The organism is Pseudodesulfovibrio thermohalotolerans (assembly GCF_021353295.2).
Taxonomy (GTDB): Bacteria; Desulfobacterota; Desulfovibrionia; order Desulfovibrionales; family Desulfovibrionaceae; genus Pseudodesulfovibrio; species Pseudodesulfovibrio thermohalotolerans.
Map to the genome: position 1 here is coordinate 3,316,032 of NZ_CP120635.1, position 21,874 is coordinate 3,337,905.

At 61.5% G+C, this 21,874-nt stretch carries 20 protein-coding genes and 1 riboswitch; of the genes, 15 read left to right on the plus strand and 5 right to left on the minus strand.

Translation table 11 applies throughout. The annotated features are described in order from the left end of the window. Positions 1-350 precede the first annotated feature (350 nt). Positions 351-839 carry a PocR ligand-binding domain-containing protein gene (locus LF599_RS15560; protein ID WP_269942970.1) on the minus strand — a complete coding sequence of 163 codons (489 nt, stop codon included), beginning with the start codon at positions 837-839 and terminating at the stop codon, positions 351-353. 144 nt (positions 840-983) lie between these two features. Here LF599_RS15560 and LF599_RS15565 point away from each other — a divergent pair, with 144 nt between their 5' ends. The 6 genes from LF599_RS15565 to LF599_RS15590 all read left to right on the plus strand — a co-directional run bounded on the left by LF599_RS15565 (position 984) and on the right by LF599_RS15590 (position 6,404). Beyond that, on the plus strand, positions 984-1,859 hold the full coding sequence (locus LF599_RS15565; RefSeq protein WP_269942971.1) for a YitT family protein: 876 nt from the start codon (positions 984-986) through the stop codon (positions 1,857-1,859). Continuing rightward, positions 1,860-2,684, plus strand: a complete 825-nt coding sequence (locus LF599_RS15570) for an SAM hydrolase/SAM-dependent halogenase family protein (protein WP_279521426.1) — start codon at positions 1,860-1,862, stop codon at positions 2,682-2,684. A 1-nt stretch (position 2,685) separates the two neighbouring features. Next, positions 2,686-3,417, plus strand: coding sequence for an adenosylcobinamide-GDP ribazoletransferase (locus LF599_RS15575; protein WP_269942972.1), 732 nt, complete (start codon positions 2,686-2,688; stop codon positions 3,415-3,417). A gap of 134 nt (positions 3,418-3,551) precedes the next feature. Further along, the gene (locus tag LF599_RS15580) at positions 3,552-3,986 is read left to right on the plus strand and encodes a hypothetical protein (RefSeq protein WP_279521427.1); all 435 of its coding nucleotides are present in this window, start codon (positions 3,552-3,554) and stop codon (positions 3,984-3,986) included. 144 nt (positions 3,987-4,130) lie between these two features. Then, positions 4,131-5,108: a signal peptide peptidase SppA gene (gene sppA, locus LF599_RS15585; protein ID WP_279521428.1), complete on the plus strand. Its 978-nt coding sequence runs from the start codon at positions 4,131-4,133 to the stop codon at positions 5,106-5,108. Between the two features lie 105 nt (positions 5,109-5,213). Next, positions 5,214-6,404: a pyridoxal phosphate-dependent aminotransferase gene (locus LF599_RS15590; protein WP_279521429.1), complete on the plus strand. Its 1,191-nt coding sequence runs from the start codon at positions 5,214-5,216 to the stop codon at positions 6,402-6,404. A gap of 628 nt (positions 6,405-7,032) precedes the next feature. Here the strand turns inward: LF599_RS15590 and ilvD are convergent. Together ilvD and ribB are read right to left on the minus strand one after the other, a co-directional pair. Continuing rightward, on the minus strand, positions 7,033-8,694 hold the full coding sequence (gene ilvD / locus LF599_RS15595) for a dihydroxy-acid dehydratase (protein WP_279521430.1): 1,662 nt from the start codon (positions 8,692-8,694) through the stop codon (positions 7,033-7,035). A gap of 293 nt (positions 8,695-8,987) precedes the next feature. Then, complete coding sequence (gene ribB, locus LF599_RS15600; RefSeq protein ID WP_269943022.1) at positions 8,988-9,644, minus strand: 3,4-dihydroxy-2-butanone-4-phosphate synthase; 657 nt, start codon at positions 9,642-9,644, stop codon at positions 8,988-8,990. Between the two features lie 126 nt (positions 9,645-9,770). Further along, positions 9,771-9,918: riboswitch (FMN riboswitch) on the minus strand. Positions 9,919-10,063: 145 nt separating this feature from the next. On the opposite strand from ribB, the gene LF599_RS15605 reads away from it, so the two are divergent. The 5 genes from LF599_RS15605 (at position 10,064) to LF599_RS15625 (ending at position 14,075) form a co-directional block, all read left to right on the plus strand. After that, positions 10,064-10,420, plus strand: coding sequence for a hydrogenase maturation nickel metallochaperone HypA/HybF (locus LF599_RS15605; RefSeq protein WP_269942975.1), 357 nt, complete (start codon positions 10,064-10,066; stop codon positions 10,418-10,420). A 15-nt stretch (positions 10,421-10,435) separates the two neighbouring features. Further along, entirely contained in the window at positions 10,436-11,095 is a 660-nt protein-coding gene (hypB, locus tag LF599_RS15610) for a hydrogenase nickel incorporation protein HypB (protein ID WP_279521431.1), read from the plus strand. Between the two features lie 154 nt (positions 11,096-11,249). Next, positions 11,250-12,581: a sigma-54 interaction domain-containing protein gene (locus LF599_RS15615; protein ID WP_279521432.1), complete on the plus strand. Its 1,332-nt coding sequence runs from the start codon at positions 11,250-11,252 to the stop codon at positions 12,579-12,581. A gap of 155 nt (positions 12,582-12,736) precedes the next feature. Next, positions 12,737-13,087, plus strand: coding sequence for a NifB/NifX family molybdenum-iron cluster-binding protein (locus LF599_RS15620; protein WP_279521433.1), 351 nt, complete (start codon positions 12,737-12,739; stop codon positions 13,085-13,087). A gap of 112 nt (positions 13,088-13,199) precedes the next feature. Next, positions 13,200-14,075 (plus strand): Mrp/NBP35 family ATP-binding protein, encoded by an 876-nt coding sequence (locus tag LF599_RS15625; protein ID WP_279521434.1) that lies wholly within the window; start codon positions 13,200-13,202, stop codon positions 14,073-14,075. Between the two features lie 134 nt (positions 14,076-14,209). Here LF599_RS15625 and LF599_RS15630 read toward each other — a convergent pair whose 3' ends face one another. Both LF599_RS15630 and LF599_RS15635 read right to left on the minus strand, forming a co-directional pair. Next, complete coding sequence (locus LF599_RS15630) at positions 14,210-15,301, minus strand: N-acetylneuraminate synthase family protein (RefSeq protein ID WP_279521435.1); 1,092 nt, start codon at positions 15,299-15,301, stop codon at positions 14,210-14,212. Positions 15,302-15,303: 2 nt separating this feature from the next. After that, positions 15,304-15,951: a winged helix-turn-helix transcriptional regulator gene (locus LF599_RS15635; RefSeq protein ID WP_279521436.1), complete on the minus strand. Its 648-nt coding sequence runs from the start codon at positions 15,949-15,951 to the stop codon at positions 15,304-15,306. Between the two features lie 515 nt (positions 15,952-16,466). Here LF599_RS15635 and LF599_RS15640 point away from each other — a divergent pair. The 4 genes from LF599_RS15640 to LF599_RS15655 all read left to right on the plus strand — a co-directional run bounded on the left by LF599_RS15640 (position 16,467) and on the right by LF599_RS15655 (position 21,865). Next, a complete protein-coding gene (locus LF599_RS15640; protein ID WP_279521437.1) occupies positions 16,467-18,203 on the plus strand; it encodes a long-chain-fatty-acid--CoA ligase in 1,737 nt (578 codons plus the stop codon). Positions 18,204-18,549: 346 nt separating this feature from the next. Beyond that, positions 18,550-19,725 (plus strand): ABC transporter substrate-binding protein, encoded by a 1,176-nt coding sequence (locus LF599_RS15645; RefSeq protein ID WP_279521438.1) that lies wholly within the window; start codon positions 18,550-18,552, stop codon positions 19,723-19,725. Positions 19,726-19,842: 117 nt separating this feature from the next. Next, positions 19,843-20,754: a branched-chain amino acid ABC transporter permease gene (locus LF599_RS15650; RefSeq protein WP_279521439.1), complete on the plus strand. Its 912-nt coding sequence runs from the start codon at positions 19,843-19,845 to the stop codon at positions 20,752-20,754. 16 nt (positions 20,755-20,770) lie between these two features. Beyond that, entirely contained in the window at positions 20,771-21,865 is a 1,095-nt protein-coding gene (locus LF599_RS15655; RefSeq protein ID WP_279521440.1) for a branched-chain amino acid ABC transporter permease, read from the plus strand. The last annotated feature ends 9 nt before the right edge of the window (positions 21,866-21,874 follow it).

Genomic DNA, 21,874 nt, shown 5'->3' on the forward strand with positions numbered 1-21,874 from the left:
GGAGAGAAATCAGGTGAGGAAGCCGCCTTCGACGGATTGGTCCGATGATTTCGCCTCTGGCGGCCAAAGGGTCATAACCCTTTGGAAACCCCTTCTCGCCTTCGGCGGAAACAACCATTAAAGGAGTTGCGGCCAACCGCCCTTCCGGAAGTTCATACCACGCAAAACGCCCCGAAACCGTCATGGTTTCGGGGCGTTCTTATTACACACACAACACACCGCCCTTCAGGGCGGCAACAGGGTTGCAAGGGGCACGCCCCTTGCCCGCCGGAGGCAAAATCACCCGTCAAATCAGCCGCAGGCGGCTTCAAAATCTGATTTCAACAACCCAAAGACACTGATCGCCAAAACTATTTCAGCAGCCCGTCGATCCGCTCGGTGATGAACGCCTGGATTTCGGCCAGTTGTTCCTCGGTGACGGTCCGCACGGTCTTGGTCTTTTCGGCGATGTCCTCTTCACTCAGGCCGCTCATCATGCCGATGGTGAACTCGTCCACTTCCTCGTCGGCGGGCACCAGGCCGCAACCGCCCACGCCGCCGACGACTTCGCCGTCCACAACCACGGGCACGCTCACGCGGACCATGCCGCCGTCGCAATACTCGACGAACGGCTCACCCTTCTTGAGCAGTTGGGTGAACATCTGCCCGGCCGTGGCGCAGATGGCGCCGAACCCTTTGTCGTCGTCGCGAATGGCCCGGCACAGGTCGTTGCCCCAGGTGTTGCCGAGCAGACGATGGCCGTCGCCGTCCATGATGTCGGCATTCAGGCCGAAGCGGTCGTGCAGTTCCTGCTGCAACCGGGCCAGTTCCTCTTCCGATACGAGATCCTTGAGCGTCATGAAAAACTTCCTTAAGGCGTTGTTCCGGGAAAAATCCCCACCTCGTTTACAGGGAATCGGTACGGTCCGCAAGTAACGGGCGACCTCCGTTTTTTGGTTTTCACCCTCCGCAAAACCCGCTAGAACATGTGGCGGAGAACGACTATGACCAATACCTTCAAGGACAAACTGCGCGGCATGACCTTCGGAGTGCCGTGGAACATCGCCCTGCTGACCCTGGGCTCATTTCTCATCGCCTTCTCGGTCAAGGCCATCGCCGTGCCGCACGGCCTGCTGACCGGCGGCATGTCCGGCATCTCGCTGCTGTGCTACTACGCCTTCGGCGGGCTGACCACGGGCCAATGGTACTTCGCCCTGAACCTGCCCGTGTTCATCCTGGGCTGGGTATTCGTCAGCAAGCGATTCTTTTTCTATTCACTATACGGGATGGTCATCTCATCGGTCTTCATCGACGTCATCCCCTACTCCCTGCACATGGACGACATCTGGCTGGCGGTCATCACCGGCGGCGGGATCATGGGCGCGGGCGTGGGCATCGCCCTGCGCTCGCTCGGCTCCACCGGCGGATCGGACATCCTGGCCGTGATCTGCAAGGAAAAGTTCAACATGTCCATGGGCTCCTTCGAATTCTGGTTCAACATGATCGGTTTCGTGGCGGGCTTCGTCTATCTGGACATGAACATCGTTTTCTACTCCATCGCCATGACCTTCGTCATCGCCTTCGGCATCGAGTACGTGCTGGGCATGTTCTCGGAGCGCAAGATGGTCATGATCGTCTCGGAGCATCACGCCGCCATCAACGCGGCCATCCTGACCGACCTGGACCGGGGCGTGACCATTCTGGAAGGAACCGGCGGATACACGGGAGAAGAGCGCAAGGTGGTCATGACCATGGTTTCGTCCATCCAGCTCAAGGAGCTTGAGGAGCTGGTCTACACCATCGACCCGGACGCGTTTTTCATCATGGGCTCCGGCTTTCACGTCCAGGGCCAGGGATTCTCGTCAAGAAAGGTGTACTAGATGATCTTTGCCGCCGAAAAGAAAGGCGCCCCGCCGCCCCGGACCATCGGTCTGATTTCAGACTTCGGCCTGACCGACCCTTACGTGGGCCAGGTCAAGGCGGTCCTGGCGCGCAAGGCTCCCAACTGCCCGGTGGTGGACATCTCCCACAACGTGGTCCCCTTCAACGTGGCCCAGGCCGGATTCTTCCTGGCCGCCAGCTACGAACATTTCCCGACGGACGCCGTCATCCTCGCCGTGGTGGACCCGGGCGTGGGCACGGACCGGCGCATCGCCTGCCTCCAGATAGGCAACCGGCTGCTGGTGGCCCCGGACAACGGGCTGCTCACCCTGGCCCTGAACCGCGCCTGGTCCGATGTGCGCGCCTTCGACCTGTCCAGGGCCATGGACGCGCCCGAAAAGGTCTCGCACACCTTCCACGGCCGGGACGTCTTCGCCCCGCTGGCCGCATGGCTCGCCCTGGGCGGCAGGCCCGAGGGCATCGGGCCGGAAATCGACCCGGCCGACCTGGTCACACGCACCTGGTCCCAGCCCGAGTTCGGGCCCGGCAGGGTTCGCGCCCACGTGCTGCACATAGACCGTTTCGGCAACTGCGTGCTCAACCTGGAAGCGGGCGGCATGGGCTCCCCCGAAGGGTTGCGCATGGAATCCCCGGCGGGCGGGCCGCTGGCCTACGCGACGCGGTACGCGGACATGCCCGAGGGTGAACCCGGCCTGCTCGAAGGCAGCCAGGGATTTCTTGAACTCGCCGTGAACCAACGGTCCGCGGCCAAGCGTTTCGGCCTGTCCATGGGCGACCCCGTGGAACTGGCCTGGGAGGCATGACATGCTGCGAGACTTCGTCGACACCCTCGGTTTCCTGACCCGGCTGGCACCGGCCAGGGTCATCCCCGAATCGGCCATGAACAGATGTATGCGCTGGATGGCCCCGGCGGGCCTGGTCCTGGGCACGGTCATCGTCCTGCCCCTGTGGCTCGGCCTGTTCGGCGACTCGCCCTGGGTTCAGGCGTGGCTCATGGTGGCGGCCTCCATCTTCCTCACGCGCGGCCTGCACATGGACGGCCTGGCCGACGTATGCGACGCGGTGACCACCCACACCGACCCGACGAGATTCTGGGAAGTGGTCAAGGACAGCCATACCGGCGCATTCGGCGCCATGGGCCTGGTCATGGCCGTGGCCGGTCAGATCCTGCTCTTCCACGCCATGCTCGCCCGAGGCGAATACTGGGCCGCGGCCTGGGCCTTTGTCCTGGGCAGGGCCGCCGCGGTCTGGCTCGGCTACCACGTGCGCCATCTGGTCCGTCCCGGCCTGGGCAAGCTGTACATCGACGGGGCCACCCTCGGCGTGGCCCTGGCCACCACCGTGTTCGCGTTTGCGGCGGGCATAATCATGGTCGGATTCGCCACGGCCCTGGCCTCCACGGTCATCGCCACGGCGGCCCTGCTCGGCCTGTTCCGGCTGGCGGACAAGGTCGGCGGCGCCAACGGCGATTTCCTGGGCTGCGCCGTGATCCTCGGCGAACTGGCCGCAGGGCTGGGCTTCGCCCTGGTCTCCTGATTCCGAAACACCGAACCCGTCTCAACAATTCTTATCATTCGCGGGCCGTTTCCTGGCCCGCGCCTTGCTGCATCCCGTTATCGAGTTGCCGACGGCAGATATTGCCGCCATCACCTTTAACCAAGGAGCAGAGCATGAGCATCACGGCAGTGAGCGGCTCCGGCGCATCCTATGGGCTTGCCGAAATGATGCAGGCCCAACGGGTCAGCCAGACGAATTCCGATGAAACGGCAACGTCCTCCATGAAGAAGAAGGAGGGGGACGGGGACGGCAACGGCTTCGTTCAGGCAATGGGGCAGGAAACCGACGCCCCTGCGGCCGCGTCCGGAAACAGTCAAACCGTGCAAGGCGCTTCCGGCGACGAAGGCGGCGAGTCATCGTCCGACGAGGAGGAGTACGACACCTACGACCTCAACGAGGACGGCGTGGTCACCGTGGACGAACTGCTTCAGGCGTTCCGCCAGGGCGACACAAGCGTGCAGGCCCTGTTCGAGGGCTCGGGCGGCTCCTCCGCCCTCCTGCAACGTCTCGCCAGCCAGGCCTACGAGGCCCAGAGCACGGTAGTTTAACCTTTTCGGAAACGACCGGAAGGCCCGACCGACGGCATCTCCCTCAGGGAGGAGAGAGATGCGTGTCGAGCCCTCCCCCTTGGCAAGACTCCCCGGCCCCGGTAGGATGGCTCCCGTAACCCGAAAATCCCGCCGGAGGTCCTCATGCCGTCCAGAACCCTGGCCGCCCTGGCCGTACTGTTTCTGCTGCTCCCGGGCTGCGCGCCCAAAATCAAGATTTTCGCCTCCCAGGCCACGGAACCCCTCAAGGAATACGTGGTGGACGGCGAGGGCGAAGGAAAGATCGCGCTCGTGCATCTGCGCGGCTTCCTGACCACCCAGCCCGCCCGGGGGATGCTTCGCTCCCAACCCAGCCCGGTGCAGGAGCTGGTCAACAACCTCAAGCTGGCCGAGGCCGACGACGAGGTGGGAGCCGTGGTCGTGGCCATCGACTCCCCGGGCGGGACCGCCACCGCCTCGGACGTCATCTACCACGAGCTGACCGCCTTTCGGGAGCGCACCGGCAAGCCCGTGATCGCGGCCATGTTCGACGTGGCGGCCTCGGGCGGATATTATGCGGCCCTCCCCGCCGACTGGATTCTGGCCCACCCGACCACCATCACCGGCTCCGTGGGCGTGGTCTTCATGCGTCCCAAGCTGAGCGGCCTCATGGACAAGGTCGGCGTGGACATGGAGGTCTCCAAGTCGGGCCGCGACAAGGATATGGGGTCTCCCTTCCGGCCGTCCACCGACGAGGAAAAAGCCCTGTTCCAGGGAATCATCGACGACATGGCGGGACGATTCCACGAACTGGTTCGAAAACACCGCCATCCGTCCCCGGCCGATTTCGAGACGATCAAGACGGCCCGCGTGTTCACCGCGAACCAGGCCCTTTCACTCGGCCTCATCGACCAGGTCGGATACATTCAGGACGCCTTTGCCAAGGCCCGTTCACTGGCCGGACTTCCCGAGGACAGCCGTGTGGTCACCTACCGCCGCGACCTCTATCCCGACGACAACCCGTACAACACGCTCGACTCGGCGGAACCGTACAAGCCCAGCCTCCTGGGCGTGGACGCCTCCTTCCTCATGCCTCCGAGGGCCGGGTTCTGCTACGTATGGGAAGGGGGCGTCACGCGGTAGGCGCGCCCTTGCCGCGTTCACCCGTTCGCCGAAGGCATCTCATATTGCAGGCGGTGGTTGTTTGCCGTAGGGTAGCGGCTTCATCTGATCTCAAGGAGTTTTCACATGCAGCTTATTTCCAGCCAGATAGCCGGGTACATGACGCGATCCTCCTGGATCCGCAAGATGTTCGAAGAGGGCATCGCCCTGAAGAAACAATTCGGCGAGGACGCGGTCTGCGACTTCAGCCTGGGCAACCCGGACCTGCCGCCGCCAGCAGCCATCAAGGAAGGCCTCCTGGAACTGGCGCAGGAAGCGGACAAACCGTTTTTCATGGGCTACATGCCCAACTTCGGCTACCCCGACGTCCGCGAGAAGCTGGCCGCCGAGGTCTCCAGGGAACAGGGAACGCCCGTGCCCGCCGAATCCCTGGTCATCACCTGCGGCGCGGCGGGTGCCCTCAACTCGTTTTTCCGGGCCGTGCTTGAACCCGGCGACGAGGTCATCACCCCAGCCCCGTTCTTCGTTGAATACGGCTTCTACTGCGAAAACCACGGCGCGAAGCTCACCCCGGTCCCGGCCAAGCCCCTGACCTTCCAGCTCGACCTGGAGGCCATGGACAAGGCCATCTCCGACAAGACCCGCGTGGTCATGCTGAACTCGCCCAACAACCCCTCGGGCGCGGTCTACGACAGGGCGTCCCTTGAAGGACTGGCCGCCATCCTCGAAAAGCACAACGAGGGACGCGAGCGGCCCATCTACATCCTGGCCGACGAGCCCTACAGGTTCCTCGCCTTTGACGGCGTCGAAGTGCCGAGTCTGCTGCCCATCTACAAATATTCGGTGGTCTGCTCGTCCTTCTCCAAGAACCTGTCCATGGCGGGCGAGCGCATCGGCTACGCTCTCATCAACCCGGCCATGGAAGACATGGCCACCCTGGTGGGCGGCGTGGTGCTGGCCAACCGCATCCTCGGCTTCGTCAACGCCCCGGCCCTGGCTCAAAAGCTCATGGCCCGCGCGCTCGGCTCGGGTGTGGACATCTCCATCTACGACCGCCGCCGCAAGGCCATGGCCGAAGTCCTCGATTCCGCGGGCTACGAATACACCATGCCCAAGGGCGCGTTCTACTTCTTCCCCAAGGCCCCCGGCGGAGACGACGTCAAGTTCTGCGCCGCCCTGCAGGAGGAAAAGATTCTCGCCGTGCCCGGCTCCGGCTTCGGCTACCCCGGCTTTTTCCGGCTCTCCTTCTCGGTGGAGGACAAGATCATCCCCCGCTCCCGCGAAGGATTCGCCGCCGCCATGGCCAAGTTCAAATAACGGTCCGCATGACCGAAGAAAAAAAGGGACGCCTCAGGGCGTCCTTTTTTTTGGGAAGAAAACATGGTCGGCAGGGCCACATCGAAGGGGGACGGAAGCGGGAGTTGAAACCGCGCCCGGCGGGAATGGCGGATGATTTCGCCTTCGGCGGACAAGGGCGCGCTTTCTCGCATCCCGGTGCCGCCCTGTGGGCGGGAGGTGCCGGTCCGGTTTCCCGGGGAGGGGGCCGCCGTTTTTTGGTCGACTGCGGCGACTCCATGTTCCCTTCCGCGAAGTCCAAAAATTTTGCCCGACACCCAGGATTTCAGCGGCGAGTTTAAAAAATTGTACCCCAAGACCTTTCCAATAAAACTCGCACCCGCTTTTTGTTTTACTTTCAACTTACTGTAATACTGGTATAAACGAAAAATATTTTCGTTTTCCAACAGATTGGCACGGCTGGTGCAATAAGAAAAGCATCTTCCTTATTTTTGCACCGAGAAGACTCCCAGGCCTCCGCAAGGAGGCCTTTCTCGTTTCTGGGGGGCTGCTTTAAACGGCGCGTTCTCAACAAACGGGCAAGGCAAACAAAAAAAAGCCGGTTCGGGCAACCCCGAACCGGCTTTCATACGTTATCCGAATACGTCGTCTATTTCGCGTAGACCGCGCCGTGCGCGGCCGAGGAGACCAGCTTGGCGTAACGCCGCAGGAACGGGGACTTGACTTCCTTGACCAGGGGCTTGTGGGTCTTCCGCCGCTCTTCGAGCTCGGCCTCGTCCACCAGCAGATTGATCTTGCGAGCCGGAATGTCGATCTCGATCCGATCGCCCTCGCGGATCAGGCCGACCGGGCCGCCCGCCGCCGCTTCGGGGGAGATATGGCCGATGGCCGCGCCGCGCGTGCCGCCCGAGAACCGGCCGTCGGTGATGAGCGCCACGGACTCGCCCAGCCCCATGCCGGAAATGGCCGAGGTCGGGGTGAGCATCTCACGCATACCGGGGCCGCCCTTGGGGCCTTCGTAGAGAACGACCACCACGTCGCCGGGCTTGATCTCGTTGCCCAGGATGGCGGCCACGCTCTCCTCCTCGCTGTTGAACACCCGCGCGGTGCCGGTGTTCCGCATCATTTCAGGGGCCACGGCGGACTGCTTCACGCAGCATCCGTCGGGCGCGATGTTGCCGTACAGGATGGCGATGCCGCCCTCTTCGGAATACGGGTTGTCGATGGGCCGGACGATCTCGTGATTGGTCACGCGGGCCTTCAGGTCCTCCAGATTCTCGCCCAGAGTCTTGCCGGTGACGGTCATGACGTCCAGGTTGAGCAGGTCCTTCTTGACCAGCTCGCTCATGACGCCGGGGATGCCGCCGGACTCGTCCAGGTCCTGCATGTAATGCGGACCGGCCGGTGCGAGCTTGCACAGGTTCGGCGTCTTCATGCTGACCTTGTTGAACACTTCGAGGGAAAGATCGAGCCCCGCCTCGGCGAACAGCGCAGGCAGGTGCAGGGTGGTGTTGGTGGAGCAGCCCAGCGCCATATCCATGGTCACGGCGTTGTGCACGGACTTCTCGGTGACGATGTCGCGCGGCCGGATGTCGCGTTCGAGCATCTCCATGACCTGCATACCGGCCTTCTTGGCCAGCCGGACGCGGGCGGACATGACCGCCGGAATGGTGCCGTTGCCGGGCAGGGCCAGGCCGATGGACTCGGCCAGACAGTTCATGGAGTTGGCCGTGAACATACCCGCGCAGGAGCCGCAGGTGGGGCACGCGCCAGCCGTGTATTCCTCCAGCTCCTCCTCGGTCATCCGGCCCGCGCGGACCTTGCCCACGCCCTCGAACACGGTAATCAGGTCCGAGGTGTTCCTGTGCCCGGCCAGCATGGGACCGCCGGACACGAGCACGGCCGGGATGTTCAGGCGGAGCATGGCCATGAGCATACCGGGAACGATCTTGTCGCAGTTGGGAATACAGACGATGGCGTCAAAGGGATGGGCCGTGGCCATGATCTCCACGGAGTCGGCGATGACTTCGCGGCTGGGCAGGGACATCCTCATGCCTTCATGGTTCATGGACAGCCCGTCGCACACGCCAATGGCCGGAAATTCCATCGGGGTGCCTCCGGCCATGCGGATGCCCGCCTTGACGGCCTCGGCAATGGTGTCCAGATGCACATGACCGGGAATGATCTCGTTCTGGGCGTTGCATACGCCGATCAGCGGCCTGTCCATCTCTTCGCGGGACAACCCGGTCGCATACAACAGCGATCGGTGCGGGGCCTTTTCCAATCCACCAGTCATTTTCTTGCTTCGCATCTGATACCTCTTGGTTAAGAAATTCGGACGGACAGTTCACTACCGATACGGTGCGGTTGTCAACGTTTTTGCCGCAGGAGTCCTGGCCGAAAAGGCTGGAGAACAAGGCTGCCACGCGGGCGGGACATGACGCGCGCCCCTCCGCCGCAAGCCATCCCCTCTTCGTCACAGTATTTTTCGCCGAGCAAACCCTTGCCGCAAAGAGAAAGGCCCCGCCGGGCGAAACGGCGGGGCCTTTGATTGCGGAGGTGAAGAGATTGTTGGTTGTTCCGCCGTCCGGCGGAAGGAAGGCCCTAGGCCGCGACCTGCTTCTCCCGAATCTTGCGGTAGGAAGCGATGTCGTCCACGGTGCAAACGGTCATGTTGTGCTTGCGGGCGAAGGTCACGATTTCAGGCTGACGGGCCATGGTGCCGTCGGGGTTGGTCAACTCGCAGAGCACGCCGCACGGGGTCAGGCCCGCCAGGCGGGTCAGGTCGACCACTGCCTCGGTGTGGCCGCCGCGCTCAAGCACGCCGCCGGGACGGGCGCAGAGCGGAAAGACATGGCCGGGGCTGGCCAGATCGCCGGGCTTGGCGTCCTGGGCGATGGCCGCCTTGACCGTGGCCAGGCGATCCGCTGCGGAAACGCCGGTGGTCACGCCCTCCACAGCCTCAATGGATACCGTGAAGGCGGTGTTGTAGCGGCTGCGGTTGTTTTCGACCATCATGGGCAGACCAAGGGACTTGATCTTCTCCTCGGTCATGCAGAGACAGACAATGCCGCTGCACTCGCGGATAAGCATGGCCATCTGAGGAACGGTCAGGGTCTCGGCGGCGAAGATGAGGTCTCCCTCGTTTTCGCGTTCGATGTTGTCGGTGACCAGAACGCCCCGGCCGCGCCGGAGGGCCGCCAAGGCGTGCTCGACCCGCGACATGGGGCCGCCGAACTGTTTGAGTAAAGGCTGATCCATCATGTTTCTTCTCCTTAAATGAAGAGTATGAATGAATCAGGGCGCATAGACAGACCGACGAGCACTTCCGCGCCCGACGGACAGCCGAATTTCCAACGAAATCGTCGGGCAACGGCTGCGAAACTGCCTCATTCTCTTCATTCCGGACTATAACCGTCGGCCCCGGATTTACACCGGGTCTGCTCGTCCCTCTCCACCCGGAGAGGCGCTCGCGGGCTGACTGGCAAGCCAGATCACCGCCGGTGGGGACTTCCACCCCGCCCTGAGAACAAGTTGGTTTTCGTCATATGCCCCAACTGACTCGCAAGTCAACCGATACGGATACATTTCATAGGGGTTTTCCGCCAATGGGTCCGGGTATTGCCGGAAGCAGGAAAACCCCCTTGATACCATAGGGAAATCGGTGTAGTGCGTTCTCCATGCATGAAATGTCGATTGTCGAATCCATCCTTGGCATCCTGCGCGAAGAGATGGTCAAGTATGACGGCCAGAAGCTCACGAAAGTGACCATCAAGAACGGCAGACTTGCCGGAGCGGTCACCGAATCCCTTCAGTTCGCCTGGGAAGCGCTCATTCCCGGCGGAGAATTCGACGGAGCCGAGCTAGAAGTCATCGAAGTGCCGGTGAAGGTTGCCTGTGGCGAATGCGGAGAGATCTTCAGCCCGGAGCACACCCGATGTATGCCCTGCCCCAAGTGCGACGCCCTGCTGGGCCACGAGGTGCTGGAGGGCAAGGAACTGCTCATCGACTCCATCGAAGTGGACGACCAGCAATAAAGACAAGGAGAAACCATGTCCAAGGAAGTGACCATAGTTCGCAATGTTCTCGAAGCCAACGACAGGCTGGCTGACGAGTTGCAGAAGAAATTTCGGGTCAAGAAGATCCTGTGCCTGAACCTGATGAGTTCGCCGGGCGCGGGCAAGACGACCCTGCTCGAACGGACTCTGACCGACCTCAAGGACGAGTTCAAGATGGCGGTCATTGAAGGCGACCTGCAGACCGACAACGACGCCCAGCGCGTTGCCGCCACCGGCGCACAGGCCGTGCAGATCAACACCGAGGGCGGCTGCCACCTGGATTCCGGCATGGTCATGGACGCACTCAAGGCCATCGACACCGACGATCTGGACATCCTTTTCGTGGAAAACGTGGGCAACCTGGTCTGCCCGGCAGAATTTAACGTGGGTGAAGACTACAAGGTCACTCTCCTGTCCGTGGCCGAGGGCGACGACAAGCCCGAGAAATACCCGTTCATGTTCCACATCTCCGCGGTCATGCTGCTCAACAAGGTGGACCTGCTCCCCTACGTGGATTTCGACCTCCAAAAGGCCGAAAATCACGCCAAGAAGCTGAACAAGGACATCGAGGTCATGCCCATCTCCGCGCGGACCGGCGACAACATGGAGCAGTGGTACGAGTGGCTTCGCAAGAAGCGCGCCGAGAAACTGTAGTCGACACGCTTCACAGCCGACTATGAACGACAGGGCCGCCTCAGGGCGGCCTTTTTTCATGCCCCGTTCCTGCCTGGCAGTACCCGGACAAAGTGGGCGAATTTTTCGCCCATCACCTCTTGGCAAGCAGGCCGGACGGATGTAGGGTCGGCCCATGCCGTTCCCAAAAGACCTACCGCTCGAAGCCGTGTTCGCGTCCATCGCCGACGGATTGTTTACCGTGGACGCGGACTGGAACGTGACCTATTTCAACGAATCCGCGCAGCGGATCACCGGCATTTCCAGTGATGACGCCCTGGGCCGCAAGTGCTGGGACGTGTTCCGCTCCTCGCTCTGCGACGGCCAATGCGCGCTCAAGTCCTGCATCCGCAAGGGCGGGCGCATCGTCAACAAGTCCATCTTCATCGTCCGCTCCGACGGCACCACCCTGCCCATCGCCATCTCGGCCTCGCCCCTGAAGGACAACGACGGCAACGTGATCGGCGGGGTGGAGACCTTCCGCGACCTGACCGACATCCACGTGGCCCGGCAACAGGCCAAGGACATATACAGGTTCGAGAACATCGTGGGCCGCAGCCAGGCGTTGGAAAAAATATTCCGCATCCTGCCGCAGATCAGCCGGTCCGAGGCCACGACCCTGCTGCTGGGCCAGAGCGGCACCGGAAAGGAACTTTTCGCCCGGGCCATCCATTCCCTGAGCCCGCGCCGGGACGGGCCGTTCGTCGCGGTGAACTGCGGCGCGTTGCCCGACACCCTGCTGGAATCCGAGCTGTTCGGCTACAAGGCCGGAGCCTTCACCGACGCGCGCAAGGACAAGCCGGGCCGGTTCGAACTGGCCGACGGCGGCACGGTCTTTCTGGACGAGATAGGCGACATGCCCCAGAACCTCCAGGTCAAACTCCTGCGCTTCCTCCAGGAAAAGACCTTCGAGCCGCTTGGCGGCCTCACTCCGATGCACGCCGACGTGCGCGTGGTAGCCGCCACCAACCGGAATCTGGAAGACGCCGTGGCCGAAGGGACGTTCCGCCAGGACCTCTTCTACCGGCTCAACGTGGTCACCCTGACCCTGCCCCCGCTGACCGAGCGGCAGGAGGACCTGCCCCTGCTCATCGACCACTTCCTCGCCGAGTTCAACGGACTGCGCAACAAGGCCATCCGGGGCGTCAGCGAGGACGCCATGCACGTGCTCATGCGCCACGACTACCCTGGCAACGTGCGCGAGCTGGAAAACATCCTTGAATACGCCTTCATCCTCTGCCCGGACGGATTCATCCAGGTGGAGCATCTCCCGGAATACCTTCACCCGGCCAAGCCCTCCGCCGATGCGCCCGACGGGCTGTCCGGGACCATGGACGCCATCAAGCGCCGTGCCGCCAGGGAAGCCGTGCGCCGCAACAGCGGCAAACGCATGGCCGCGTGTCGCGAACTCGGCATCACCAAAGACACTTTGCGCCGCCTGCTGGTCGGTTCCGATCAGGGCGAATAATTCGCCATCACCTTACATTTCGGGCGAATAATTCGCCCAACAGAACGACCCTCTACAATTTAACATATTGAATTTATTATGATTTTAATTTGGCACAGTCCATGCTTATTTAAAAACAACCGGTTCGGGTCCTGCCGGACATTTGGAGAGAGACGATGAAGACGGATTCCGCCAAGCTGATCTGCCTGGCGTGCTACCAGGACCGACTGGCGTCCGTGTGCGAGAACGCGGACGGATACAAGCTGTTTGAAATACGTGACGACAACTTTTACCCCGCAGGCCTCCTATCCCTTCCCTCAAAGGACCCTATGGACAGGACATCCGCCATATTGGCCTGCGGGGTAACCATTTTTTTGTGCGGGGCCATCCGCAACCGGACCCGGCACGCCCTGGAGCGAGCCGGAATCACGGTCATCCCCTGGCTGACAGGCACCGAGAATCAGGTGCTCGAAGGCTACCTCCACGATGGCCTCGCCGAATTGACCATGCCCGGAGCGACGGTTTGACTTTTTTCGGGCCATGGTTATCTCTCTGTGACCCGGCCGCGACCGTTCGCCGGTTCGGGACCTGCATGTACTTCTAAGGCGGCTTCGGGTCGCCGTTTTTCAGGAGAATAGTATGAGTGGTTGTGAAGGATGTTCCTCCGCCTCGCCTGACGGAACCTGTACCAGCACCACGGGCTGCGACAAGCCCGAAGAGCAAAAACTGCAAAAGACCCTGGGCCGCATCAAACACAAGATTGTGGTTATGTCCGGCAAGGGCGGCGTGGGCAAGTCCACCGTGGCCGCAAACATCGCCGTGGCCCTGTCCCTCGCGGGCAAGAAGGTCGGTCTGCTCGACGTGGACGTGCACGGCCCAAGCGTGCCGCGTCTGCTCTCCCTCAAGGGCCAGCAGCCGCACATCGGCGACCAGGTCATGGAACCTGTGCCCTGGAGCAAGAACCTGTCGGTCATGTCACTCGGCTTTCTGCTCCAGGACGATCGCCAGGCCGTCATCTGGCGTGGTCCGGTCAAGATAGGTCTCATTAAACAGTTCGTCGAAGACGTCATGTGGGGCGATCTCGACTACCTCATCGTCGACTGCCCTCCGGGAACCGGCGACGAGCCCCTGTCCACCATGCAAACCCTCGGCCCCACCGCCATGGCCGTCATCGTCACCACCCCGCAGGGCGTGGCCATCGACGACGTCCGCCGGTCCGTGTCCTTTGTCGGCGAAGTGGGCAACCGCGTGCTCGGCATCGTTGAAAACATGTCCGGCTTCGCCTGCCCCGATTGCGGCAAGGTCCACGACATCTTCAAGTCCGGCGGCGGCGAAGCCCTCGCCAAGGAAGCGGGCGTCCAGTTCCTCGGCCGCATCCCTCTCGATCCGGCCGTGGCCGAATCCGGCGACGAAGGCTACCCCTTCATGAAAGTCCACCGCGATACCGCTACAGGCAAGGCCATGGAAAAGATCATCGCTCCTGTCCTCGCCCTCCCCGACCCGCCCAAGGCATAGTCGGACGCAGCGTCAAGAATCAAGGCGGCCGCGCATTGCGCGACCGCCTTTTTTTGCGCCCCGGTTTTCAAAGGCGCAAAAAAAAGTGTGGACGCATCCCGCGCCCACACTTTTTCACGACTTGTGTATTCGTCCTAAGACGAAGCGGCTCCGGCGCAAGCGGACTGAGTAAGCCTGAGGGTATCCCATTGGGCGGGCTCCTCGTGCTTGACGGGGCGATTGAGGGCTGCGCCGAGGACTTCGTCCCAATGGACCGGGGAGATGCCCACGCGCGGGCAGCGGGTGGTCAGGTCGGCCTCGGTGAGCACGTGCCCGGCGGGCAGGTCCCGAGAAAACACGATGCACTTGCGAAGTTTTTTGGCGGCGGCCTGTTCATCGGGGAAGACGACCTTGCCCTTGACCTGGACGGCCTTTTCGACCTCGCGGATCATGGTCACCATGGCGGCCAGCTCGGCAGGTTCGAGAGAGGCCTGGTGATCGGTGCCCTTGAGGGTCTTGTCCAGGGTGAAATGGCGTTCGACCACGCAGGCGCCCAGAGCGGCGGCACCCACGCTGGGGCCGATGCCCTTTTCATGGCCGGAATAGCCCACGGGCACGCCATAGCGTTCGCGCAGGGCGTCCATGACGGGCAGGCCGATATGTTCTTCCGGGCAAGGATAGGTGGAATTGCAATGCAGAAGGATGATGTTGTCGTGGAAGGCGCGGATCTCGGCCATGGCCACGTCGATATCATCCAGGCCGCTCATGCCGGTGGACAGGATGACAGGAATGTCGGCCTTGGCGTATTTGCGCACCAGGGGGACATTGACGAGTTCGGCGGAGCTGATCTTGAGCAGCTCCACGTCCAGTTCGAGAATCTGGGCCAGGCTCGGATCGTCCCAAGCGGAGGCGAAAAAGACGAGGCCGAGGGATTCGCTGTACTCCTTGAGCCGGGCCATCTGATCGATGGACAGTTCAAGGGCGTTGCGATGCTCGCCGTAGGTGGGGCCGAAGCTGTTGGGGCCGGTATAGGGCGCGGCCCGTCCCTGACGGGTAAGCAGCGCCTCGCTGTCCCGCTTCTGGAACTTGACTCCCTGGACTCCGGCGGCAGCGGCCTCGTCGAGCATCCGCTTGGCGATGTCGAATTCGCCCTGGTGGTTGTTGCCGATTTCCGCGACCACGAAGCAGGGATGCCCCTTGCCGATAGTGACGCCCGAACGCAATGTGACGGATTGGATCTGTTTCATAATCAGAATCTCACGATTTGAAATCCGCGCTTTTCGGAATAGGGCTTGATCTGTTCGTATATCTCGCCCTGCTTGCCAAAGGAGGTGATGACCACGGCGTCGCAGTCCACCTGATCCAGGACATGCGGTGCGGAAACCACGTGCCCGTTGAAAATCTGCCCCTGTTTCCTGGTATCGTTGTCCAGCAGGGCCTTGACGCGAAAGTCCGTGCCGCGCAGGGCGGACAGGACCACTTCGCAGGTCTCGGACGCGCCAAAAAGCGCGAGGTCCCGCTTGCCTTCGCTTTCCAGGCCTTTCAGCTTGTCCAGCACAAATTCCTTGATGGTGGAGTAGAGTCGGACGGTTTCCGAGGAATAATCGGAAAACATCCGGCGACGCGACCGACGCCCCTCTTCCGTCAGGGTATATCGATAGCTCTTGCCGTTGACCGGCAGGAACTCGACAAGCCCCTCGGACTGCAACTGTTTGAGGTACTGATTGACCATGGCCCCGGACAAGTGCAGTTGCCTGCCCAGCTCGAACTGGGACAGGCTGGAGTCCCTCGACAGGGCGTCCAGGATGGCCAGCACGCGGGTGCTCTTGCTCGGCCTGAGGTAGCACCCCTCGGTTATCAGCATTCCGGTCACCACTTTTTCAGCGTGTTCTGCCATGCAACGTCTCGGTCGTTCGTTCGGTCAATGATTCATTCGCTTGGGTGGCGTCCGGCTCTTCGAGAGGTTTTCACTCTAGGCAAGGCCCGCCTTCCCTGTCAACTCGGCCCTTCTCGCGCTTTCCAGCCCGAATCCGCGCCGCCCGCCAACGCTCTGCCCGCCGATCGATCGTTGACATACTGAATAATCGGCGTTTTCCGGCTCCGACTTTAGCCGACGGGCAACGATTTCCCCCGAAGAGGACGTGCGCCGATAGTTGCAAGGATTCTGCCAAGCTCGGACTTCACCCCGTTGATCGCACGAAGGTCACATCCAACACCCCGCAAAAACGTGATTTTATTTTTCCATTGCGCTGCTTGCCAGATTCGATCCCGGGCGATCGGTTCCTTCCCGGCTCCAATCGTCAAAAGTTCGACCCCCTGTTGTTTGAAACACGCCGTATTGACCCCGTGTCCGGGCTATTATACGTTCCCGGCACATTTTCACCACCGAAACTCCCTTGAAGGAACCGTCTTATGGAGCAAATCGACCGTCCCTGGCTCAAATCATATGATCCGGATGTTCCGCCGACTCTGGATTACGAAAAAATTCCGCTGTTCAAGTTTCTGGATAGAGCGGCGCACAAGTGGCCCAAACGCAAGGCCATCGTTTTCCGCAACTGGTCGATAACCTACGCCAAGCTCAAGACGCAGACCGAAATCGTCGCGGCCAACCTCCGCGCCGCAGGCCTCCGCAAGGGGGATCGGGTGGCGCTCATGCTGCCCAACCTGCCACAGTCCATTGTCGCCTTCTGGGGCGTGCTCCGCGCCGGAGGCGTAGGGGTCATGACCAACCCCCTGTACATGGAAACCGAGATCATCCACCAGTTCAACGACGCCGGAGTGCGCTTCTGCATCACTCTGGACCTGCTCTGGCCCAAGCTCTCCAAGCTCCGCGATTCCCTGCCCGTAGAAAAATTCTTCGTGACCACCATCGGCGAGGGACTGCGATTCCCCCTGAACCTGCTCTACGCCCTACAGGCCAGAAAAAGCGGCACCAACCGCAAGGTTCCCTTCGACGGCAGGACCGTGTTTCCCTTCAAGTCCCTGACCAAGGGACACGAACGGTTCACCAACGAACGGGTGGACGCCGAGGACACCGCCCTGCTGCAATACACCGGCGGAACCACGGGCGTGGCCAAGGGCTGCATCCTGACCCATTCCAACATCGGCGCGAACATGCAACAGTGCCAGTCCATGATGCACACCCTGGGCAAGAAGCGGGAGACATTCCTCGGCATCCTGCCCTATTTCCATATATATGGGCTGACCACCTGCCTGACCTGGCCCACCAGCCTGGGCGCGACGCTCGCCCCGTTCCCCCGCTACGTGCCGCTGGACGTGCTCAAGGGCATCGACAAGCTCAAACCCACTGTTTTCCCCGGCGCGCCCGCCCTCTACATCTCCCTGCTCCAGCAAAAGGACATCGACAAATACGACCTCCAGTCCATTGAGGTCTGTGTGTCCGGCTCCGCGCCCATGCCCGTGGACTACATGGAACAATTCCTGAAGCGTTCCGGCACAGCCATCACCGAGGGATACGGACTGACCGAAGCCTCGCCGGTGACGCACTTCAATCCGTTGCAGGGCAAAAGCAAGAACGGCTCCATCGGCCTGCCCTTCCCCGACACGGACGCCAAGATCGTGGACATGGAAGTGGGCGGCGACCCCCTCCCCCCGGGCAAACGCGGCGAACTGGTCATCCGCGGCCCGCAGGTAATGAAGGGGTACTACAACCGTCCCGACGCCACGGCCGACGTGCTCCGCAACGGCTGGCTCTACACCGGCGACATCGCCACCATGGATGAAGAAGGCTACTTCTACATCGTGGACCGCAAAAAAGACCTCATTATCTCGGGTGGTTACAACATCTATCCCCGCGAGATCGACGAGGTTTTGCACTCCCACCCCAAAATCAAGGAGGCCGTGTCCGTTGGCATCCCGCACGAAGGCCGAGGCGAAATCGTCAAGGCTTTCGTGGTGGTCCAGGACGGCGAAGATCTGTCCCGCAGCGACGTCATCGGCTTCTGTCGCGAAAAGCTGGCCAACTACAAGGTCCCGCGCCAGGTGGAGTTCCGCAAGGACCTGCCCAAGACCATGGTAGGCAAGGTCCTGCGCCGCGCCCTGCGCGAGGAGGAAGAGGCCAAGGCGGAGGCCAAACGGAAACGCAAGGCCGAGCGCAAGGCCGAAAAGGACGGAAAGTCCGGCGAGTAACGACCGGCCTCCCGGCCGAACACGATCGCAAGAAAGCCGGTTCCCTCTGGGGAGCCGGTTTTTTTGCGTCCGAAATCTTGCAAATTCCGGTTGATGGTGACCCCACGGCCCGCTTCGGCGTCTTATTTTGAATCTTTTTCTAACATTAATGGAAAAAATCACGCGGAAAATAATTTCATTTAGCGAAATATCGACCCTTGAATTTTCAAAAAGTGTGCATTTAACTCAATCATACCGGGCCATTTGCAAAAATGTACTTTAGAAAAAACCTTTCTCTCATATTCCTTTTCGTGTATGAAACATCACTGTTTAGACCAGTAACCATATTCCTATGAGAGGAGGAGTAATGAAACTGAGTTTGCGCAAGATGGGCCTGCTGGCCCTGGCTCTGGTGCTGAGCTTTCTGATGACCGTCCCGGCCTTTGCCGCCGACACCATCAAGATAGGCTTCAACCTGCCCCTGACCGGCGACATTCCCGAAGTGGGCGACGGATCGAAGAAGGCCGCCGAGATGTACCTCAAGGACATCAACGAAGCAGGCGGTCTTGAGGTCGGCGGCAAAAAGTACATGCTGGAATTCATCTACATGGACAACGAGTCCAAGGCCGAATCCGCCGTCAACGTGGCCCTGAAGCTCATCGAGCAGGAAGACGTCGTCGCCATCATCGGCCCCAACTCCTCCAAGCAGGCCGTGCCTGCGGGCGGCACCTGCAACGACAACCGGACTCCGATGATTACCCCGTGGTCCACCAACCCCGACACCACCAAGGACCGCCCCTGGGTCTTCCGCGCGGCCTTCCTGGACCCGTTCCAGGGCCCCGTGGCTGCTGACTTTGCGGCCTCCAAGTTCGGCGCCAAGACCGCTGCCGTCATTTTCGACGTTTCCAACGACTACTCCAAGGGACTGGCCGAAATCTTCAAGTCCGCCTGGGAAAACAAGGGGCTCGGCCCGGTCGTGGCCTTCGAGTCCCACGGCACCAAGGACCAGGACTTCTCCGCGCAGTTGACCACCATCATCAAGGCCAACCCGGACTTCATCTTCGTGCCCGACAACTACAACCAGGTCGCCCTGATCGTGCAGCAGGCGCGTGACCTCGGCTACAAGGGTCCCTTCATGGGTTCCGACGCCTGGGGCACCCCCGACCTCATCAAGCTCTGCGGCGAGCAGTGCTACGGCAACTACTTCTCCACCCACTACGCGGCGGCGGGCGCCACCGGCGCCACCAAGGTCTTCATCGACCGCTACCAGAAGAACTACGGCTCCACCCCGGCCGACTACGCGGCCCTGACCTGGGACTCCATCGGTCTGCTCGTCCAGGGCATCCAGAACGCGGGCAAGGTCGAGTCCAATCCGCGCAAGGAGCGCCAGCTCATCCGTGACGGCCTGGCCGCCATCAAGTCCTTCGACGGCATCACCGGTACGTCCAAGTTCGACGAGCAGGGCGACCCGATCAAGTGCGCCGTCGTGGTCAAGATCTCCGACAAGGGCGAGTTCGTTTTCGAACAGTCCGTCTGCCCCTAGCGGCACGACTTCAGTTCAGGTGAGCGGGGGCCGGCGGCCCCCGCTCTTTTATCCCCCGCCGAGACCCTCGGCACACCTTGGTCCAGGACCCAAAGACATTCTCCAGGGAAGGCTACCGTGGATTTCATTATTCAGAACATCATCAACGCCTTGCAGTGGGGCAGCTTCTATGCGCTCATCGCGCTGGGCTACACCCTGGTTTACGGCGTGCTGCGCCTGATAAACTTCGCCCATGGAGACATCTTCATGGTCGGCGCATACATTGCATTTTTCGTGGCCGGATTCATGCTCGGCCCGGCGCTCGGGCTGTCACCCATGGCGACGTTCCTGTTCGCCGTGCCGCTGACCATGTTCCTGACCGCCTGCGTGGGCGTGACCCTGGAGCGCATCGCCTACCGGCCCCTGCGCCGCAAGGGCGCGCACCGGCTCTATGTGGTCATCACGGCCCTCATGTGCGGCCTGATCCTCGAATACTCGAACCTGGCAGTGCTCGGCGCGAGCCGCCTGAAATTTCCCGAGCTGGTCGAGAAGACCATCTGGAACCTGGGCGGCGTGACCCTGACCAACCTCAAGGTCATCGTCATCTTCGCCGCCGTGGCCGTCTTCGTCATCCTCAACTTCATCGTCACCAAGACGAAGATCGGCATGGCCATGCGCGGCATCTCCTACGACAAGTTCGCCATCCCGCTCATGGGCATCCCCATCGACAGCATCATCGTCTTCACCTTCATCCTGGGTTCGGGCTTCGCCGGGCTGGCCGGTCTGCTGTTCGCCATGTCCTACCCGGTGCTGGAGCCGTTCATGGGCATGATTATCGGCTGGAAGGCATTTATCGCCGCAGTCGTCGGCGGCATCGGAGACATCCGGGGCGCGTTCTACGGCGGATTCCTGCTCGGCTTCATCGAAGTGGGCGTGGTCACGGTGTTCCCGTCCACCTACCGGGACCTGTTCGCCTTCACGATCCTGCTCATCATTCTCTGGATGAAACCCACGGGACTGTTCGGAATGCCGCAGTCCACCAAGATCTAGCGGGGCACGCGCGAATATGCAGAAATACACCTTCAACATCCTGATGGCAGCCTTGGCCGTGGCCCTGCTCGCCATGGCGCAACTCCGCATCATCGACAACTACATCCAGGCGGTCATCATGTTCGTGGGCATCAACATCATGATGTCCACCTCGCTCAACCTGGTGAACGGCAACATGGGCGAGTTCACCTGCGGCCACGCGGCCTTCATGTGCGTGGGCGCCTACGTGGCCTCCATCCTGTCCGTTCTCTGCTTCGGCTCCAAGTTCGGCGACCCGATCTTCCCCGAAGTAGCTTCCTTCTTCGTCTTCCCGTTCATCATCCTGCTCGGCGGCGCAGTGGCGGCGCTCTCGTCCATCCTGGTGGCCCTGCCCTCGTTCAAAACACGCGACGACTACCTGGCCATCATCACCATCGCCGTGAACTACATGGTCATCTCGGCCATCGAGAACATGGACTGGGTCGGCGGATCGCGCGGCTTCCAGGGTATGAAGGACACGGCCTGGGCCATGGTCGACAGCACTCCTGCATGGCTGGCCGGGGAAAACGACTTCCCCTGGATCCTGCTCTACGTGATCCTGTTCACGGCCTTCGACATCTGGGTCATCCGCCGCTTCATCACTTCCACGTACGGCAAAGGCGTCAACGCCGTGTGCCAGGACGAGACAGCAGCCGAAATCATGTCGGTGAACACCAACAAGATCAAAACCGTGAACTTCATGATCTCGGCCGGGCTGGCCGGGTGCGCGGGCGGCCTGTTCGCTCACGTCATCGGCTACGTCAATCCGCAGTCGTTCAACATCCTCAAGTCCACCGAGGCCATGGTCATGGTCTACCTGGGCGGCATGGGCTCCCTTTCGGGCGCGGTCATCTCGGCGATAGTCTTCACCGTCCTGCTGGAAATCCTGCGCTCCCAAGCGCTTATAGACTTCCTGCTGGCACCGGCGACCTTCGTGTTCCCCGACTGGGAACCGTCGGCGGGCGTCATCAAGTGGGTCATGATTCCCCTGCTTCTTGTCCTGATAATGCAGTTCAGGCCGGAAGGCATCATGGGCAACAAGGAGTTGTCGGACGTGTTCCCGAAACTCAAAAAATTCTACACGTTCAAATAGGGGGCTGTT

Excerpts from the sequence above, each read along its gene's own strand:
- LF599_RS15630 (WP_279521435.1), bottom strand. The coding sequence starts at position 15,301 with ATGAAACAGATCCAATCCGTCACATTGCGTTCGGGCGTCACTATCGGC.
- LF599_RS15605 (WP_269942975.1), top strand. The coding sequence starts at position 10,064 with ATGCATGAAATGTCGATTGTCGAATCCATCCTTGGCATCCTGCGCGAA.
- LF599_RS15565 (WP_269942971.1), top strand. The coding sequence starts at position 984 with ATGACCAATACCTTCAAGGACAAACTGCGCGGCATGACCTTCGGAGTG.
- LF599_RS15625 (WP_279521434.1), top strand. The coding sequence starts at position 13,200 with ATGAGTGGTTGTGAAGGATGTTCCTCCGCCTCGCCTGACGGAACCTGT.
- ilvD (WP_279521430.1), bottom strand. The coding sequence starts at position 8,694 with ATGCGAAGCAAGAAAATGACTGGTGGATTGGAAAAGGCCCCGCACCGA.
- LF599_RS15580 (WP_279521427.1), top strand. The coding sequence starts at position 3,552 with ATGAGCATCACGGCAGTGAGCGGCTCCGGCGCATCCTATGGGCTTGCC.
- LF599_RS15645 (WP_279521438.1), top strand. The coding sequence starts at position 18,550 with ATGAAACTGAGTTTGCGCAAGATGGGCCTGCTGGCCCTGGCTCTGGTG.
- LF599_RS15655 (WP_279521440.1), top strand. The coding sequence starts at position 20,771 with ATGCAGAAATACACCTTCAACATCCTGATGGCAGCCTTGGCCGTGGCC.
- ribB (WP_269943022.1), bottom strand. The coding sequence starts at position 9,644 with ATGGATCAGCCTTTACTCAAACAGTTCGGCGGCCCCATGTCGCGGGTC.
- LF599_RS15640 (WP_279521437.1), top strand. The coding sequence starts at position 16,467 with ATGGAGCAAATCGACCGTCCCTGGCTCAAATCATATGATCCGGATGTT.
- LF599_RS15570 (WP_279521426.1), top strand. The coding sequence starts at position 1,860 with ATGATCTTTGCCGCCGAAAAGAAAGGCGCCCCGCCGCCCCGGACCATC.
- LF599_RS15620 (WP_279521433.1), top strand. The coding sequence starts at position 12,737 with ATGAAGACGGATTCCGCCAAGCTGATCTGCCTGGCGTGCTACCAGGAC.
- LF599_RS15575 (WP_269942972.1), top strand. The coding sequence starts at position 2,686 with ATGCTGCGAGACTTCGTCGACACCCTCGGTTTCCTGACCCGGCTGGCA.
- LF599_RS15635 (WP_279521436.1), bottom strand. The coding sequence starts at position 15,951 with ATGGCAGAACACGCTGAAAAAGTGGTGACCGGAATGCTGATAACCGAG.
- sppA (WP_279521428.1), top strand. The coding sequence starts at position 4,131 with ATGCCGTCCAGAACCCTGGCCGCCCTGGCCGTACTGTTTCTGCTGCTC.
- LF599_RS15560 (WP_269942970.1), bottom strand. The coding sequence starts at position 839 with ATGACGCTCAAGGATCTCGTATCGGAAGAGGAACTGGCCCGGTTGCAG.
- LF599_RS15615 (WP_279521432.1), top strand. The coding sequence starts at position 11,250 with ATGCCGTTCCCAAAAGACCTACCGCTCGAAGCCGTGTTCGCGTCCATC.
- LF599_RS15590 (WP_279521429.1), top strand. The coding sequence starts at position 5,214 with ATGCAGCTTATTTCCAGCCAGATAGCCGGGTACATGACGCGATCCTCC.
- hypB (WP_279521431.1), top strand. The coding sequence starts at position 10,436 with ATGTCCAAGGAAGTGACCATAGTTCGCAATGTTCTCGAAGCCAACGAC.